An 18993-nucleotide genomic window follows, 5' to 3' on the forward strand; every position below is an offset into this window, starting at 1 on the left:
TTTGTGAGAATACTATGAATAAAAAAAACATAAGGGATATCGTCATTTTAGGTGGGGGTACAGCAGGTTGGCTTACTGCAAACCATATTGCATCTCACTATAAAGAAAGCATAGCAGCAGGTAACCTTTCAGTAAAATTAATTGACTCACCGGATGTAGCGACAATTGGTGTGGGTGAAGGTACAGTGCCAGTAATAAGAGAAACACTCAAAAGTTTTGGGATTTCAGAAACTCAACTATTAGTGCAATGCGATGCAACATTTAAACAAAGTATCAAGTTTGTCGATTGGACTTATAATCCCTCAGAAAAACCCAATAATTTCTACCATCATCTATTTGAATACCCACATTTAGGGAATGATTCAATAAATGCATTTTGGCTGCAGAATAAAGATATATGTCCTGATCATTATGCTTCCTGCGTATCAATACAGCATGACATATGTGAAGCAAATTTAGCCCCTAAAAATATTCAAATTCCAGAATATGGTGGTATTGTTAATTATGCATATCACTTAGATGCAAGTAAATTTACAGAGCTACTAAAAGAAAATGCGATTAATAATTTAGCTGTTAAACATACTCATGCCCATGTGTCTAACGTAAAGCTCTCATCTGATGGTTATATTTGTGAGTTAGAGCTGTTAAATGAGGGCGTGGTTAGTGGTGACTTATTTGTTGATTGTAGTGGCTTTGAAGGAAAGTTAATAAAGAAAACACTTAATGGCTCATTTGTAGATAAATCAGATGTTTTATTATGCGATACCGCACTTGCAATACAAGTTCCTTATGGAGAACACGAAAAAATTATTAAACCTTATACTGTCGCACATGCGAAAAAGGCTGGGTGGATTTGGGATATAGGTTTAACTACAAGAAGAGGGGTTGGTTTAGTTTATTCTAGTAATCATATAAATGAAGAAAGCGCTTATAAAGAACTAGCAAAGTACCTAGGTAAAGAGCCTGTTAATGCGCGCAAAATACCTATGCAAACTGGGTATCAAAAAGAGCCGTGGTTGAAGAATTGTGTTTCAATTGGCTTATCTCAAGGGTTTGTTGAACCGCTTGAGGCAACCGGGCTACTTGTTTTTGATATGACAGCAAAAATATTAGCAACGAAGCTACCAATTAATTTTAATGAGATGCAAAATATTGCCAAAGATTATAACCAGCAAGTAGGTGCAATTTGGGAAAATATTATTGATTTTATAAAACTACATTATTGCATTTCAAAACGTGATGATACGCAATTTTGGCTTGATAATCGTGATGAAGCAAATATTCCTGATGGCCTTTTACAAAAACTAAAGTATTGGCATACCCATATTCCTAGTCAGTTTGATTTTGAACGTACGACAGACCTTTTTAAGCTCGAGAATTACTTATACGTAATGTATGGTATGGATTTTGAGATTGATAGAAATGCAATCTCGCAGAGGTATCCAAGTTTAAGCTCAGCGACAGCTCATATCAGTAAAATACAACAGGCAAGTATATTAGCAATGAAGAGCTTACAGGGGCAAAGAGATTTACTCATTAAGATTAAACTGCATGGTTTAGGGAAAATATAAATCTAAGTAATATTATTATCAAACGAGATAAAGGAAGTAATTGTTAGGCGGCCTTTTGCTATTTCATTATTTAGTTTACATTGCGATGGAATAATCGCTGAGTGTAGTACATTACCTGGGTATATGAATAGTCTAGAAGGCTTAGCTTTACAATATGCTATTAGCTCATAATACTCATTATCTTTATCAATATAGCCATTTAACTTAGCTTGAAGAGCTTCTTCTTTTGCTGTTTGATTAAAGTTTTCCTCTGTTTCAAGATTAATTCTTTCAAGGTTTGTTTTTCTGTGTGAAAACAAACCTGTGCCACCAAACTCTTCACCACATAAGTAGTGCACTATAGCTAGTTGGTTGTTCTTGGTTCCATCATAATGAGGGATTTTTTGTAATTGCGATAATTCTTCACAGGGTGTTTGAGCAATCGCATAATTTGAATTTAAAGATTCAATTTTAGAACCTTCTAAATTAAAGTGATTGACTATTTTTGGTAATATACTTTCAATGAAGGTGAAATATTGAGGTGTTACTCTTGACCAAATTCCTGGATAATAATTTAGTGCTTTGATCCAGTCACCTTTATAAAAGCTTGCACTCTTTTTCCAGAGTTCACAGTCTTCATCAGGTAGGTCAATAATAGCATATGGATTGTTTCCTACTTTAGTCTTTTCAAGCCGGATATTCAAAAAGTAAAGCCTCGATTAATTGATGGAAACACACCATATTTAAGTTAGATATGATTCAGTTTGATTAGGCCACTAAAAGGCACTTTTCTTCGATTACAAATTACTACCCATAAGTTAAGAAAAACTTAATTCGGTATATGCATTAGTATTTGGATGCCGTCTAATTCTATATTTTTTTTCTTGTAGTTTAAAGTAACTTGTCTGACAGCTTCCTAAAGATAGCTACATTAAGCTTCTTATGTTTAAAATCATATGATAACTGCAAATTGCAACAAACATTTCACTTCCATTTTTGTAGCAAAACCTTTAGCCTTAGGGTACTAACAGCAAAAATATAAACTTATTAATAACGGAGCAGTAACATGGCGGAGCAACAAGTACAGCCTTTACACAATGAAAAGCATGCCAACACTAAAATTCAAAACGGCATCAATGTAGAATTTTTAAAAACTCAACACTTAGTGCCTGTCGTTGCACATGAGTTCGCGCGTGTAGCAAATGAGTTTCCAATGTCTTTCGTAAAAAATAACGAGACTGGTCAATTTCAAGCTGTAGCTATGTTTGGTTTAGAGCCTGGCGAAAACCTTTTTGTAAAAGACGGTAAGTGGACTGCAGCGTTTGCTCCTATGGCAACAACACGCTACCCACTGGGTCTAGTTAAACACCCACAAGAAGATCAATACGGTATTGTGATTGACGAAGCAAGCCCATTAGTGGGTGAAACTGAAGGAAATGCATTATTTGAAAACGGTGAAGAGACAGATTACTTAAAACGTCGTAAAGAAGCACTTGTATCATTTATTGAGTTTTCTCATGTAACTGAAGCATTCACAAAATATCTTGCTGATAAAGAGCTTTTAGTAGCGCAAACACTAACAGTTGATATTAAAGGCGAGAAAAAAGACATCAATGGTATTTACCTTATTGATGAGAAAAAGCTTAACGAGTTAAGTGACGAAGACTTTTTAGAGCTTCGTAAGCGTGGTTATTTAGCGCCTATTTTCTCTTTCTTAACGTCTACGCATCAAGTAGCACGTTTAGCTCGTTTGAAAGCGCAACAAGCGTAATTTAAACGAAATATTAAAAAGCGCCTTTGGGCGCTTTTTTTATGTTTTTTATCTGGTTAGGGTTGTAATTTAACGCCAATTTATTCACATTGGTTATACTTATTTCCAACACAAGCTACCTGTATGAACAAGTCACTTTTTAGCGCTTTAGTTAGTGCGTGCTGTATAACGTTTAGCCCATTAGCCATAAGCGCTAGTGCACCTTTGGCTATCGCTATTCACGGTGGGGCAGGCACGATTGAAAAAAGTCGTTTTACTCCAGAGCAAGAACAAGCTTATCGCTCTAAACTCAAAGAGGCGGTAGAAACTGGCTATAAAGTAGTTGAGCAAGGTGGCGAAAGCCTAGATGCAGTAACCGCTGCAATCAATGTATTAGAAAACTCGCCATACTTTAATGCTGGTCGAGGTGCGGTATATACCTATGACGGCAGTCATGAATTAGATGCGTCAATTATGGATGGTCGTGACCGTCAAGCGGGCGCTGTTGCGGGTGTTAAACATATTGAAAATCCGATTAATTTAGCGCGTCTGGTGATGGAAGAATCGGTTCATGTGATGCTCAGTGGTCAAGGTGCTGAAGAGTTTGCCAAAGAGCAGGGCGTTCCATTGGTCGAAAATAACCTATTCGATACGGATAACCGTTATAAAGCGTTATTAAAAGCAAAAGAAAAACTAGATAAAGCCAAAGCTACCAGTAAAGATTATCAAGCTGCGCATCAGGCGTTACCCGTCAATTATAAAATGGGCACTGTGGGTGCTGTTGCACTTGATAAAAATGGTAACTTGGCGGCAGGTACTTCAACGGGCGGGATGACTGCAAAGCGTTTTGGTCGCATTGGTGATGCCCCTGTAATTGGTGCTGGTACATTTGCTGAAAATGCGTCATGTGCGGTATCTGCCACTGGCCACGGCGAGTATTTCATTCGTTATAATGTCGCGGCTGATATTTGCGCACGAGTTAAATATCAAAGTAAGACTATTACACAAGCGGGTGATGAAGTGATTAATAGTGTGCTAAAGCCGATTGGCGGTACTGGAGGAGTGATCATCGTTGATAGCAAAGGTAATATCAGCTTACCGTTTAATACCAGTGGTATGTATCGGGCCAGCAAATCAAATACGCAAGCGACCTATGTGGCAATTTTTAAAGACGAATAATACGATTATGTAAATGTACTACAGCCAGTAAACTATGCTGGCTGTATGTTAGTATTGAGGCGTTTTTTTTCATAATCGCTTTTGATTATTTCAAGTGCTTTGAGCACATCATCAGCGGCAACGTCATGTTGTTCAAGCAGCATTATTAAGTCTACGGCTAATTTTACGTGTGTAGGTGCTTGGGTTAACTCTTTACTCATGTCCGCCCTTTTTTTTCGCTATTTGGCTGATTGCAACATCAATGGCAATATTTACTCGTTCCTCCATATGAGAGCGTTCAACGTGTGGTAAGTAAAACTCCATATCTACATCATAGCGAATGTATCGGGCAGGTAGTTGGTTTAGTACAGTACAGCAAAAATCAGCCATTACGTCTTCACTATATTGCTTTTCAAGTTGTCGTTTAATGATTTCTTCAATCATAATTTTTTCATAGTAATTGTGTATGTCGTCATGTAATCGCACTGTGTTATCTACCTTAGTAGTATTAAGCTGTTTTTAGTTTATACCAAGTGCGGGTATAAATCGACAATCGCTTGAAAAAGCAGCTTATGAACCTCAACTAACTTTTGTGTATCTCGCTGATAACCGCCACCGAGCGCGCACATTAAAGGAATTGAGTGCTGTTTGCAGGTTGCTAAAACCAGCGAATCGCGTTGATATACACCCTCTAAACTAACATCAAAATAGCCTAATTCGTCTTGGCTACAAATATCAGCTCCGGCGTTATATAAAATAATATCAGGCTGATGAAGACGGATACAAAAAGCCAAGGCATTAGCGACTGTTTTTAAATATTCATTATCGCTGCAGCCAGTGTTGAGTGAGAAATCATAATCAGAATGCTGCTTTAAACGTGGAAAGTTTTGCTGACAATGAATCGAACAGCTAATCACTCCATCAAGAGAGCCACAAATTTCGGCTGTGCCATCACCTTGGTGTACATCACAATCAAAAATCAGCACCGTTGATGCTAGCTCAGTGTTAATGAGATGAGCGGCGGCAACCACGAGGTCGTTGAAAATACAAAAACCACTGCCGTAAGCATTATAAGCATGATGATATCCGCCGCTGAGATTTACCGCCAGCTGCGTTGTTAAAGCGTATTCAGAGGCTTGAATACTTGCACCAACAGAAAATAAAGTGCGCTCTACCAGTTGATTTGACCATGGGAAACCCATTTTCTTTATTTCTTTGTCAGTTAACTGCCCGCTAATAAAGCGTTCAACATACTCATGGCTGTGGCAAAGCTGGAGCTGTTCATTAGTCGCTTTATTTGGGCTAATAAAGTCAGTAAAACCAAGCTCTGCAATTTCTTGTTTTAGCAATTTATATTTAGCGATTGGAAAACGATGGCGTACAGGCAGTTCAAGCGCAGAGTATAGTGGATGATAAAAAACAATCATAGCTAGCGTAATTGTTGTTTTTCAACTATTTGAATTTTTTCTTCGGTGGCAGATATTGCCTTACGGCAGCGACCAAGGCGGCCATGAAGAGCAAGGATCTCTAAATTAATAGCTTTGGCTTTTACAGGACCCACGTTTTGCATTCTTAACTTACATTCTTCAACCATCAGCACTAAGCGACGCTCAAACTCGTGATTTTGTTTGAGTTCGTCATATAGCTCATGGGCGGGTTGCATAATTTGTTTTACAGCTTGTTGGTAAGGTGCCGATTTATTGAATGTTTTACTGCGGGCTTTGTAAGTGCTTTTATTTTCTTTTTCCCAAATCGGCGTAGATTTTATAACATTAAATACGGCTTGTACCTGATTACCGATCCGCTCTAAAGCATAATTATGAGCATGGCGACGTTCCAGTGGTGGAAGGCTATTAACTTCATCTTCAATTTCTAACACATAATCAACTAATTTCATGCTTTTAGTAGTAAACACACCTCGGTCAAATAAACTGGGTTGTGCCTGCATATAGCGGTTTTTAGCAAATAACTTGGCTTTATCAAATTGCTCAGCATGCTGCTTTAAGGTTGCAACTTGTTGGCAAAGCTTATCAAAAGAAGCTGTTCGCATTTTATAAATAAGCCTCGTAAATTAGTTTTAACGCTAAAATTATCACCACAGTATTAAAAACAGGACGAATAAACTTACTGCCAAACCGAATTGCTGAATGAGCTCCAAGCCAGGCTCCAAACATCAAAAAGAAGCCCATTGTGATGCCGAGTAAAAAGTTAACATGACCAAGCGCTACAAAAGTGATCAGTGATACAAAATTTGACACAAAATTCATTGAACGGGCTAAACCACAGTTTAGCAGTAAACTCATTTTATACAGTAAGCTATTTGACGCAGTCCAAAAAGTGCCGGTACCAGGGCCTGCCAAGCCATCAAAAAAGCCTAAGCTTAAGCCTTGCAACCATTGTTTTATTTTTGTTGCTCTATTCAATGGTGGAAGATCATCGTGCTCTACCGTGCTTAAATTGCCAAACAAGCTATAACAAGCGACTAAAATAATGACGATGGGTAAGAGTTTGTTTAAAAATTCAATACTAAGGTAGTCAACAATTAATGTGCCTAATAATGAGCCGATGGCGGTTGCAATAATTGACGCTGCCCAAAAGCGAGGATTAAATAGTTGCTTACGAAAGTAAGTCACACTTGCAGTGAGTGAGCCAAAGCTCGCGGCGAGTTTATTAGTGCCGAGTGTTAAATGGGGGGGCAGTCCAGCGGTTAAAAGCGCGGGTACAGTTAACATACCGCCGCCACCGGCTACTGCGTCTATAAAGCCTGCGGCAAGTGCCACGGCGCAAAGAAGTGCCCAGGTTGTTGGGTCTAGTGCAAGTTCAAACATTAATAATCTATTTGTCTTTTAAAGGGTGGTAATGTGTCAAGCATGGCCTTGCCATATCGCTTGGTCACTAAACGGCGATCGAGGATGGTGATCCGCCCTTGATCGTTCTCTTTACGCAGCAGTCTACCACAGCTTTGCACTAATTTCTTAGCCGCATCGGGCACTGTGATAGATAAAAATGGATTGCCGCCTTTGCTTTGTACAAACTCTGCTTGTGCCTCTTCAATAGGGGAGGTGGGCACCGCGAATGGAATTTTAGTGATCACCAAGTTTTCAAGGTATTTACCGGGTAAATCTAGCCCTTCCGACAAACTCTGGGTGCCAAATAAAATACTGCCTTTGCCTGCATCTATATTTTTTGTGTGTTGTTTTAATAGTGCTTCACGGGACATTTCACCTTGTACTAAAATATCGAGGTTTTTAGCGCGCAAGGCTTTTACTACATGATCCATTTGCCAGTAAGATGCAAACAACACTAAATTAGCATGTTGCGTATTTAAGTGATCCGGCAATACTTTGGCCAGATGATCACTAAATTCTTTATCGGTCGGCTCGATGTGTGATGTTGGTATGTGCAAAGTGGCTTGATTAGGATAATCAAACGGAGAAGGTACTTTTAAGTATTTTACACCTTCTTCTTTAGTAAGACCGCTTTCGTAAGCAAAATGATCGAATGAACCAAGTGCAGTCAGGGTCGCTGAGCATAAAACCGCACCGGCACATTGTCGCCACAGTTTATCTTTTAAATAGTAGCCAACTTCAATAGGGCAATCGCTGAGTAGATGGTCGTGATGGTTTTTGTATTCTAAACGCTTTATCCAACGTGCATGTGGTGTGCCTTCACCCTTGGTGGCGTAGCTATACCAAAGTTTGTTTAGTTGCTCTAAACGATTAATGTAATGACCGCTTTCGCCTAAAATAGGATCGGCAACATAGGGTTTGATATCACCATCACTGACATCTTGTACTAAGGTATCGTGCATTTTATTTAAGCAGCGCAGAGCATCGAGGGTCGCCTCGCTGATATCTTTGGCTTTAGCGTGTAACGATTCAGGTATTTCACCATGTTCAAATCGGTATGTATCGTCTTTTGAATAGTTAAAATCGGCATTATCCAAAATATCGCGAACAACTTTTAAGTCTTTATTGGCATCATTAATACTGTCACAGAGCTTAAAATTTTGCCCAATGGCTTTTTGACCTACTAATACTTTGGCCATTTTGCCACTAAATTTAGTGAGTTTATCAAGCCAATCAATGGTGCCTTTAATCGTCGCTGCGGCAGATGAAAAGTCACGCGTAATATGAGCAAGATGATGAGCTTCATCAATAACGTAAATACTATTATCTGGCTCGGGCAAAATTTTCCCGCCACCTAAATCAAGATCAGCTAATAATAATGAATGGTTAATCACTAATACATCCATTTGCATCAAGCGTTGACGAGCAAGTTGAAAAGGGCAGGTTTGATGTGCTTTCATTTGTCTTTGACAAGCATGTTTATCGCAAGCAATTAATCCCCAAACGCGATCAGGGATAGTATCTGCCCAGCTGTCTCGATCGCCTTGCCACTTTTTATTGGTGTAAGCATCGTAGAGTTGCTGCAAACATTTAGTTTCCATCGCACCCAGTGGCGAAGTAAGGGTGGGCATAAAGTCCATTTGCGTTTGATTATCACCGTTGACAGCATTATGTAGTTTGTGAGCACATAGGTAGCGCTGGCGGCCTTTGACTAAATCAAACTTGAAATCAAGGCCTGAATGTTTTTTAAAAAAGGGGAGTTCTTTACTTATTAATTGCTCTTGAAGGGCTACCGTTGCAGTAGAAATAATTAACTTCTTTTTTTGTGCAAGCGCCAGCGGTAATGCGCCTAAACAATAAGCCAGCGATTTACCCGTACCAGTACCAGCTTCAATAACGCAGATCCGCTGTTTTTTGTGGTACTCGCCCGCCAGTGTTTTTGCAATTTCGGCTACTAAGTAATTTTGGCTACTCCGAGGGCGATAATCACTGAGGTTATCGGCCACATGCTTGTGAATTTTTCTTATCGTCGTTTTTAATGCATCAGAAAGCATGGGTCAATAACCTAAAGTATGTATATAATCACAGTGCTGTATATTAATTGGGATCGAACATTGACACAAGCAATCTATCAAGGCTTTATACTTTCTAGGCAACAATATTCTGCTGATAAGTATAGCCGCCATAGTGGGATCACACTGTGCTATTGGCTAAGCTCTGATCATGGTCCGATAAAAGTGTTAGTGCCAAATCAACAAGCGGTATTTTTTATTTTAATAAAACAACGTGCTTTAGCTGCTCAGTTGTTATCAAAGCACAATATCAATGTCGAATTTAAAGACGTTGCGATTAAACACTTTAGTGGCGAACAATGCATCGCTTGCTATTTTTCAAGCTCACAAGCGTTATATCAAGCAAGGCAGCTTTTAGAAAACCAACCCCTAGAAAACCAGATCACAGTATATGAAGGTGATGTACGCCACAGCGATCGCTTTTTAATGGAGCGTTTTATTCGAGGTGGGGTGTGGGTGACAGGCGACGTTACTCAACAAGCTGGCTTTATCCAAATCGACAATGCCCAGCTAAAAGCAGCTGATTCGTATAAACCACGTTTTAAAACGCTGTCATTGGATATTGAGTGCAGTGGTGAAGGCGTGTTGTTTTCAGTTGGTTTAGTAGGTGAGGGCATTGATTGCGTTATTATGGTTGGCGAGCCACAACAGAGTGAACAGACTATTCATTGGTGCCATGATGAAATTGATTTGCTGACTCAATTACAACAGCTGGTACAACAAGCAGATCCTGACATTATTATTGGTTGGAACGTCATTGAATTTGATTTTAATGTACTTAATCGACGCGCGGATGCCCTTGGCGTTAAATTATTATTGGGTCGAGGTAATGGTCAATTACAGATCAGAGAAGGACATTTTACCCGTTTAACTCTGCCTGGGCGCTGTGTTATCGATGGCATAGATACGCTAAAAAATGCTACTTATCATTTTGATAGTTTCTCACTGGCTAATGTGAGCCATAAAATACTAGGCGAGAAAAAGTTAATCCAAAGCGATAACCGCTTGAGTGAAATTATTCGTCAATATAATGAAGATAAGCTCTCGCTAGCGGCCTATAATCGTCAAGATTGTGTGTTAGTTAATCGTATTTTTGCAAAGTTAAAACTCATTGAATTTGCTATTGTTCGCACGCAGTTAACAGGGCTTGAGCTGGAACGAATGGGTGGCTCAGTGGCTGCTTTTACTAATTTATATTTACCGTTATTACATCGTAGCGGCTATGTCGCACCGAATACAGGCGATCATGGCTTATCGTTTGAAAGCCCAGGCGGTTTTGTGATGGAGTCAATTCCAGGGCTGTATAAAAATGTTATCGTGTTAGATTTTAAAAGCTTGTATCCATCAATTATGCAAACGTTTTGTATTGATCCGCTTGGGTTAATTCGCGGCTTAGAGGAGCCTGATAACGCGATTGCAGGTTTTAAAGACGCTTTTTTTTCTCGCACTGAACATCACCTTCCTAATTTAATAAAAAAGTTAGCCTCATCACGGCAACACGCAAAAAATACTGCTCAGCCCATGCTGTCGCAAGCTATAAAAATCATCATGAACAGTTTATACGGCGTGTTAGGCTCAAAGGGGTGTCGTTTTTACGATCCACGCTTATCAAGCTCTATTACTTTGCGTGGTCATGAAATAATGCAAACCAGCAGATTGTGGATCGAAGAGCTTGGTTATACTGTTATTTATGGTGATACCGATTCAACATTTGTGAGCCTACCAGATGAACTTGATTCAGATAACTGCAAAGAAATTGGCAAGCAATTAGCTAATACTATTAATGAAAAATGGCAGCAAACAATAAAACAGCGCTTTGCGACACAAAGTTATTTAGAAATAGAATTCGAAACACTTTATAGCCCATTTTTTATGCCGACTATCCGTGGAAAAACCACCGGTTCAAAAAAACGTTATGTTGGCCAGGTACAAGGAGATGATAAAAAAGAATTAATTTTTAAAGGTATGGAAACCGTGCGAAGTGACTGGACAGAATTAGCGCATGAATTTCAAACCGAACTATTTGAAACTTTATTCAGCGACAGTTTTACTGTTGAAATGTTAACCCCTATTATTGAAAGTTACATTACCCGTTTGTATGCTGGGGAATTTGACGACAAACTCGTATACAGAAAAAAACTCGGCCAACACTTGGCTGATTATCAAAAAAATATCCCACCTCAAGTCCAAGCTGTCAAAAAACACCAAGCAACTCACCCTGAATTTGTTATTAATAAAGGCCAAATTGTTGAATATGTATACACTCATGTTGGTGCAGAGCTCTATGCAAACGTGCAGCAAACCCAGACAAGTCAAAAATATGACTATGCAATTTATGTCGAAAAACAACTCAAACCAATCGCACAAATGATCCTTCTTCCCTTGAATAAAGATTTCAATTCGCCCAATAAAGCACAATTACAACTTATTTAAATAGTTCCAAATATCGGTATTGTTAATTTTTTTGTTGCTAAAAAGTGTACTTTTGAAAGTGTTATTAAAATATATTGTTGCTATTTTAATCGTTTTTGTACCGTTTTATTGCATTTTCTGGGTTTTTATGCCGGTTAAATTAAATTAATGTGAACAAATGTTGGCATATTGGTTTTTTTTGTTTAGTATCGTGATGCGTTTGCAACATAATTGTTGCGATAGTTTACAAAAGCTAAATAAAAATAATCCACAATATAGTGGTCCAGGGAGAATCAAATGTTAAATAATAAAGTTTCAAAGGCAGTTCGCTTAGCGATCGCTTTTGGTGCAGTGTCAACAGCTGCGTTTTCTGCCAGCTCATTTGCTGCAGAAGAAAAAGATGGCGTTGAAAAAGTTGAACGTATTCAAGTAACAGGTTCTCGCATTAAGCGGACAGATTTAGAGACATCTAGCCCAGTTACTGTAATGACTGCAGAAGAGATTAAACTAAGCGGTTTCACTCGTGTTGAAGATATCTTGAATCAGTTGCCACAAATTGAAGCTGCAGAAAGTTCATTTTTAGCGAATGGCGCAACAGGTACTGCAACAGTAGATTTACGTGGTCTAGGTTCAAACAGAACTTTAGTTTTGATTAACGGCCGAAGAATGCAAGCTGGTAGTATCACATCTCAAGTTGCTGATATAAATCAAATTCCTTCATCACTGATTAAGCGAGTAGATGTTTTAACTGGTGGTGCAGCTGCTGTTTACGGTGCTGATGCTGTTGCTGGTGTTGTTAACTTTGTAATGGATGATCAGTTCGAAGGTATTTCTCTTAACGTAGGTACTTCTGGTTATCAACACAATAATGATAACAAATACATTCAAGGTTTGATGGATGAGAAAGGCTTTGAATACGATACAGGTAGTACAGGTATCGATGGTAAGTCTTACAGCATAGATTTTACTGTTGGTGGTGGATTCGATGGCAGCAAAGGTCACGCTGTAGGTTATGTAACTTACAACCGTCAAACTGAACTGTTACAGGGCTCTCGAGATTATTCATCTTGTGCACTAAATGGCGCGGGTCAATCTTGTGGTGGTTCTGGTACAACTCCAAACCCATTTTTTGATATCTACCCCGTGGTTGATGGTGAAGTTGATTACAAACAAAATTTTTACGGTTACCTAGATCCAAATGGTACAGGTTTTAGAGAGGACGATGGTTATCGTTACAACTATGCTCCAGTTAATCACTTTTTAAGACCAAATGAGCGTTTTACTCTAGGTACTTTCATTGATTATGAAATCAATGAAACTTTCCGTCCATATTTAGAGTTCTCTTTCATGCATAATAGAACAGCAGGTCAGATTGCTGAATCTGGTACGTTCTATAATGAAGAGATTTTATTTGATTACAATAACCCTTTATTATCTGATGCTCAAAAGCAGCAGCTTCAAGGCTTATTCAGTCAAGATGGAACTGATCAATTTGTTGCATACATTGGTAAACGTAATGTAGAAGGTGGCCCTCGTTCAGATAACTTAGAGCATTCGTCATACAGAATACTAACGGGTATGGAAGGTGAACTGAGCGATAACTGGTCATACGATGTTAGCTACAACTACTCTGCAACGACTTCAAGCTCTGTTTACAAAAATGACTTGCTTTCACCGAAAATAGCTCCTCGCGTTGGTGCTGTAGGGACAGAATGTGATGAGGCAGATGGTTGTTTATACTACAACGTATTTGAACTTGGTGGTGTAACACCAGAGCAAGCAGCTCAACTTGCAGGTGTAGGTACTCAAACGGGTCTAGTAACTCAAGTTATTTACAGTGGTTATATTAGTGGTGAGTTTGATTGGACTCTTCCTACGGCATCTCTTCCTATAGGCGCTGTATTTGGTGTTGAGCGTCGTGAACAAGATTACGAACGTGTATCAGACACAGTTTACGAAGAAGGTCAGTTATTAGGTCAAGGTGGACCTTCACCAAGCCTATACGGTGCAATTGACGTGAACGAAGTTTACGGTGAGTTACAAATCCCAGTCTTAGATGAATTAAATGTTTCAGCAGCAGCTCGTTGGTCTGATTATTCAACAACTGGTTCAGATACTACTTACTCAATTGGTGTTGACTATACTCTTGCAGACACATACAAATTTAGAACTAGCTTTGCGAAAGTTGTACGTGCTCCTAACGTAGGTGAGTTATTTGCTGCTCAAAGTATTGGCCTTTGGAGTGGTGCAGACGGTTGTGCTGGTGATCCTACAGCAGCCGATGCAGCTGACAGACCAGCGTACTCAGCAAGCCAATGTGCTAATGCTGGCGTGAATGATTCACAATACGGAAGTATTGGTGAGTCACCTGCAGGACAATATAACCAGCTATCTGGTGGTAACCCAGCACTTCAACCAGAAGAAGGTGAAACGCTTACAATTGGTTTAGTTGCTTCTCCTTTTGAAAACTTTAACTTCTCTGTTGATTACTTCAAAATTGAAATCGAAAAGGTTATTGGTACAGTAGGCGCAGAGCGTATATTAAACAACTGTGCTGAAACTGGTGATGAATTTTTCTGTAATAACATTACTCGTAGTCCATCTGGTAGCCTTTGGTTAGGTCAAGCAGGTTTTGTAACAAACCTAAGTGATAATATTGGTGGTAGAACGTGGGAAGGGATTGATGCTACAGCTGCCTACTCAATGGATCTAGAAAATGCAAGCTTGAAGTTTGACATTAACGGTTACTACAGCATGAAGAAAGAAGTTGAACCTATCTTAGGTGATTCAACCTTAGCTTATGACTGTGCCGGTAATATTAATACAGACTGTTTTGCTTCGCCTAAATGGCGTCATACTGCTAACGTTAATTACATCCGTGATGACTGGCGTGTAGGAGCTAAATGGCGTTACTATGGTGGTATTGACTACGATGGAACAGCAGATGCCTCATTAATTGAAAACGGTGGTATAGGTTCTTATAGTTTTATCGACTTATCTGGTAGTTACTCTATTAACGAACATGTAACGTTTACTGGTGGTATGAATAATATCTTCGATAAAGAACCTCCAATGGTGGGTAATACTATTGCTTCAAATGCAAACACAGTTGCTGGATTTTACGATACATTGGGTCGCTTTATCCACATGAGTGTAAATTTGAAGTTTTAATGGGTTTATAAATCATTAAATTAAAGTTAACAAAAGCCCGATCTATTAGGGCTTTTTTTACGTAATGTAGAGGATAGATTTAATTTTTCGCGATACAAAACACTAACTCAGAAAGTATTAGAGGCACCATAAACGCTTTTGATATCATTACTAAGCAACCTATTGCATAACTTTTTATTGATTTTGTTATAAATTATTGAGTTAGAACTGGTTTTTTACATGGTTATTTTTTTAAAGGAAATCACCTTATAAGCATAAATAAAAGCTTTATTTCTAGATAAAACAATTGGTTATAATGTAACTTTCTTGAATTTATTTGTTCTTTATCTGTAAAACTATTGATTTTCAGGTTAAATAACTGTTGACCTTTGGTCATCTCTAATATTAGTATCGCATTGCTCAATTAGGTACTTAGTGTCATATATTGGCACTTAAGTACTCAATTTCTAGTAATTAAAACTAATAAAATCATATATAAATATGACCCAGGGAGAATCAAATGTTAAATAATAAAGTTTCAAAGGCCGTTCGCTTAGCGATCGCTTTTGGTGCGGCTTCAACCGCTGCGTTTTCAGCAAGCTCGATTGCTGCTGAAGAGGGCGCTGATAAAGTTGAAAGAATTCAAGTGACAGGGTCACGTATTAGTCGCACAGATATGGAAACGTCAGTACCTGTTACTACTTATTCATTAGATGACATTAAAGCTACGGGTGCTCCTACCCTTGAGCAATTTGTACAACAATTACCAATTATTAGTGGTGGTTCATACGGTAGTAACGTTAATAACGGTGGTAATGGTAGCGTAACAATGAACCTAAGGGGTTTAGGTGCGAGTCGTACGCTTGTTCTTTTAAATGGTCGTCGTTTCAGTGGTGACATTTCTATTATTCCAATGGCGGCAGTAGCGAGAGTTGATGTTTTACGCGATGGAGCATCAACAATTTATGGCTCTGATGCAATTGCTGGTGTAGTTAACTTTGTTACAAACAATGATTACTCTGGTGCTGAAATAGAATTCCGCCATCAACAGACGAGTGAAAATGACGGCAAAACGTCTAATATCTCGTTCATTACCGGTGTTGAAACTGATAAAGGGAATATTGTATTCTCAGCAGGTTATGAACAACGTGATGCAATTTATGGTGAAGACCGTGATTGGGCAAGTTGTGTGCGCGCAGAAGATATAACAAAAGAAAATGCAGATGGTAGCGTTGAGGGCAAAGTGGTATGTGCTGGTGGCTCTGCAACAACCTCACCAGCTTCATTCTCTATTCCAGGTATTGTCGGTAAAACCTTTGTTAAAGGCGCGGATGGTAAACCTCGAGCAATAGAAAGTGCTGATCGTTATAACTATGCTGATACTAGTATCATTTATCAACCACTTGAAAAATATAATCTTTTCGGTTCCGCTAATTACGAACTTATCGATAGTGGTTTTTCTACTGTAACATTTGTATCTGAAGCATCATTTACACATCGTGTGAATAAAACCCGTTTGGCACCTGTCGGCACTTTCTGGAGTATGCCTGTTCCTGAAACAAATCCAGGGAATACATTTGGTGAAAAGGTATTTGCTCAACGACGTTTAACAGAATCTGAAGGACGTACTTCTGAATTTTCTATTACTGAATATTTAATTACTACTGGTTTTGAAGGTGAATTTAGCAATGGTTGGTATTGGGACACAAGCTATTCGTTCAATAGCCGCCGTAGAACTGAAGAAATCGGTGGGCGTATTCACCAAGAACGTGCTAATACATTGGTAGATCCAGAATTATGTTCTGCTAATGCAGCTTGTCCGGGAGTATGGGACCCGTTCCAAAAAGACTCTCTAACAAATGATATGAGAGATTGGATTATTGTTCCAATGAGCTCAACAAGTAAAGCAGAAGATACACAATTACAGTTCAATATTGCTGGTGAAACAAGCTTTGAATTACCAGCCGGTACTATTGCTTGGGCAACGGGGTATGAACATTTAACGACTCATTATACATCGTTACCGGACGGTGCGGCTGGTCTTGGGGCAATTTATGGTGTAGCACCAGACGGAACTGATGGCGGTTATACAACTGAATCATTTTATGCTGAGATTAATGTGCCTATTTTAGCTGACTTACCGTTTGCTGAGCGTTTAGATTTTACAGCAGCTGCACGTCGCACTGATGTAAGCTTAATTGATGACGCTGAAGTTACTACTAAGTTTGCTATTGAATGGCGCCCATATTCAGATTTATTAGTTCGCGCTAATTTATCAGAGGGCTTCAGAACACCTGGCGTGAGTACTTTATTTGCACCTCGTGCTAATTCAGCTGAAACTTATACTGATCCATGTATTAAATATGGTTCTAATCCTGATGCAAGCGCTGAACTTAAGGCTAACTGTGCTGCAGATGGTCTACCAGGTGATTGGGCACAACCTAACCAACAGTCTGGCTCTTGGGTAGGTGGTAATCCTGATATTGGTCCTGAGCAATCGGAAAGTAAAAATTTAGGCGTTGTATGGGCTCCAGAGTTTATCGAAGGTTTCAGTGTAGCGCTAGATTATTATGATATTGAAATTACAGATATTATAGGTGAGCTTTCAATCGGTACTATTAGTAATGAATGTTATAATAGTAAAGACTTTTCTTCACCATTATGTGCTCAAATTAAAGGCCCAGTTGCTTATGGTACAGTAGGTGGTCCTCGTCGTGATTCGCAAGGTAGTTTAAGTGGTGTTGAATTATCGACTCAGAACTTAGGTATTTTTAATTCAAGTGGTATAGACTTTGACTTAAAATACGGCCTAGATGTATTAGGTGGTGAGTTGAAGTTTAACTTAAATGGTACTTATGTTCTTGAATTAGATCACAATGAAGCTGAAGGTTTGGAAACAACAGAACTTCTTGGTGGATACGGTGCTGATGTTGCAAACGGTGGACGTGGTGCGTTTAATAAACTTCGTGCTAACTTTAGAACAAACTACTCACAAGGTGATTGGGGTCTTACTCATACCATCCAATATCAAAGTGCTGTAGATGACTATGCTGAGCCAAATGGTGTTTTATCTGACCGTGTAGGTACGGTAGCGTATAATGACATCAATGGTTACTATAATTTTGAGCATTTAACTCTTAGTTTAGGTATCAATAATATCTCTGATAAAGAGCCGCCATATGTAAGTAACGGCGATAACGGTGCACTTATTCGTGTTCATCGTTTGACCGGTCGTGAATACTACTTAAAAGCAACATTCAAGTTTTAACAACTAAATATTGCTAACAAGTAACTAGCCATATGAAATACCTGCTAATTTTAATCTGCAGGTATTTTTTTATCAAAAATTGACGTTTTATTTTCAAGCATTATCTTAATATCGGTTAATAAAAAGAACTAATTGCCACTTCTAATCTTCGATAATTTAACTAAACAAGCAACAGATATGACTAGGTTAGTAGTTTGTTACGATACTAATGGTATATCAACGTGCTTTCCCTTTAATGGCATAATACCAATCTGCCAAATTATGTGATCTAATTAGCACACTGATACTTATCTACTTTTACTAAATTGAACTTAGAAAAATCCAAGCAACTTTTAGCTTTATCACGTAAAGAGCCGAATGCAAGAAAGCGAATACGCCTGCTTGCTGTTTCATTATTCTTTGAGGGTGAAAACAGAACGAATATTGCTAAGCGCCTAAATACAGCGCGCGGCAGTGCCAATAAATGGGTTTCAAACGACCTTAATAATGGCGTTACTGGCTTGAACAACAAACCGATTAAAGGTCGTCCAGTTAAATTAACCTTACAACAACTAAACACACTGTCAGATTATGTAAAACAGTCAGCAAGTTCTTCAGAAGGAGGCAGACTAATGGGGGAAGATATTGCTCAGTATATTTATGACCAGTTCAATGTAAGGTATCACACCGATCATATTTACAAACTGCTCAAGAAGCGTGGGTTTAGCTGGATCACAAGCCGTTCTAAGCACCCAAAGCAGTCAAAAGAAAGCCAAGAGGCTTTTAAAAAAGTTCCAAGTGGAAA

At 38.8% G+C, this 18993-nt stretch carries 14 protein-coding genes; 7 read left to right on the forward strand and 7 right to left on the reverse strand.

Going from position 1 to position 18993, the window contains the following annotated elements; translation table 11 throughout:
• Window positions 1–14 precede the first annotated feature (14 nt).
• Window positions 15–1571: a tryptophan halogenase family protein gene (locus tag H5186_RS14080; protein ID WP_182718413.1), complete on the forward strand. Its 1557-nt coding sequence runs from the start codon at window positions 15–17 to the stop codon at window positions 1569–1571.
• A gap of 2 nt (window positions 1572–1573) precedes the next feature.
• Here H5186_RS14080 and H5186_RS14085 read toward each other — a convergent pair whose 3' ends face one another.
• Window positions 1574–2254, reverse strand: coding sequence for a DUF6445 family protein (locus H5186_RS14085; protein ID WP_182794603.1), 681 nt, complete (start codon window positions 2252–2254; stop codon window positions 1574–1576).
• A gap of 362 nt (window positions 2255–2616) precedes the next feature.
• On the opposite strand from H5186_RS14085, the gene H5186_RS14090 reads away from it, so the two are divergent.
• Together H5186_RS14090 and H5186_RS14095 are read left to right on the forward strand one after the other, a co-directional pair.
• Window positions 2617–3321: a SapC family protein gene (locus tag H5186_RS14090; protein ID WP_145240973.1), complete on the forward strand. Its 705-nt coding sequence runs from the start codon at window positions 2617–2619 to the stop codon at window positions 3319–3321.
• 123 nt (window positions 3322–3444) lie between these two features.
• Entirely contained in the window at window positions 3445–4479 is a 1035-nt protein-coding gene (locus tag H5186_RS14095) for an isoaspartyl peptidase/L-asparaginase family protein (protein ID WP_182794604.1), read from the forward strand.
• Window positions 4480–4511: 32 nt separating this feature from the next.
• Here H5186_RS14095 and H5186_RS14100 read toward each other — a convergent pair whose 3' ends face one another.
• From H5186_RS14100 to dinG, 6 genes are read right to left on the reverse strand one after another with little or no spacing between them, the layout of a single operon-like run.
• The gene (locus H5186_RS14100; RefSeq protein ID WP_182718410.1) at window positions 4512–4679 is read right to left on the reverse strand and encodes a DUF2496 domain-containing protein; all 168 of its coding nucleotides are present in this window, start codon (window positions 4677–4679) and stop codon (window positions 4512–4514) included.
• The gene (locus tag H5186_RS14105; RefSeq protein ID WP_182718409.1) at window positions 4672–4944 is read right to left on the reverse strand and encodes a late competence development ComFB family protein; all 273 of its coding nucleotides are present in this window, start codon (window positions 4942–4944) and stop codon (window positions 4672–4674) included. Before H5186_RS14105 ends, H5186_RS14100 begins: the two co-directional genes overlap by 8 nt.
• 38 nt (window positions 4945–4982) lie before the next feature.
• A complete protein-coding gene (locus H5186_RS14110) occupies window positions 4983–5885 on the reverse strand; it encodes a histone deacetylase (protein ID WP_182794605.1) in 903 nt (300 codons plus the stop codon).
• A 2-nt stretch (window positions 5886–5887) separates the two neighbouring features.
• The gene (locus tag H5186_RS14115; protein WP_182767869.1) at window positions 5888–6508 is read right to left on the reverse strand and encodes a primosomal replication protein; all 621 of its coding nucleotides are present in this window, start codon (window positions 6506–6508) and stop codon (window positions 5888–5890) included.
• 1 nt (window position 6509) lies between these two features.
• On the reverse strand, window positions 6510–7286 hold the full coding sequence (locus H5186_RS14120) for a TSUP family transporter (protein WP_149982809.1): 777 nt from the start codon (window positions 7284–7286) through the stop codon (window positions 6510–6512).
• The gene (dinG, locus tag H5186_RS14125; RefSeq protein WP_182794606.1) at window positions 7286–9361 is read right to left on the reverse strand and encodes an ATP-dependent DNA helicase DinG; all 2076 of its coding nucleotides are present in this window, start codon (window positions 9359–9361) and stop codon (window positions 7286–7288) included. Before dinG ends, H5186_RS14120 begins: the two co-directional genes overlap by 1 nt.
• Window positions 9362–9421: 60 nt before the next feature.
• Between dinG and H5186_RS14130 the strand changes: the two genes are divergently transcribed.
• From H5186_RS14130 to H5186_RS14145, 4 genes are all read left to right on the forward strand, one after another.
• A complete protein-coding gene (locus tag H5186_RS14130; protein ID WP_182794607.1) occupies window positions 9422–11812 on the forward strand; it encodes a DNA polymerase II in 2391 nt (796 codons plus the stop codon).
• A 276-nt stretch (window positions 11813–12088) separates the two neighbouring features.
• Window positions 12089–14962 carry a TonB-dependent receptor domain-containing protein gene (locus H5186_RS14135; RefSeq protein ID WP_182718403.1) on the forward strand — a complete coding sequence of 958 codons (2874 nt, stop codon included), beginning with the start codon at window positions 12089–12091 and terminating at the stop codon, window positions 14960–14962.
• Between the two features lie 499 nt (window positions 14963–15461).
• Window positions 15462–18209, forward strand: a complete 2748-nt coding sequence (locus H5186_RS14140; RefSeq protein ID WP_182718402.1) for a TonB-dependent siderophore receptor — start codon at window positions 15462–15464, stop codon at window positions 18207–18209.
• Window positions 18210–18514: 305 nt separating this feature from the next.
• On the forward strand, window positions 18515–18993 hold a 479-nt coding region (locus H5186_RS14145), incomplete at its 3' end, for a winged helix-turn-helix domain-containing protein (protein WP_182718401.1).

The sequence above is a fragment of the Pseudoalteromonas sp. SG41-2 genome (assembly GCF_014164535.1).
GTDB lineage: Bacteria > Pseudomonadota > Gammaproteobacteria > Enterobacterales > Alteromonadaceae > Pseudoalteromonas > Pseudoalteromonas rhizosphaerae.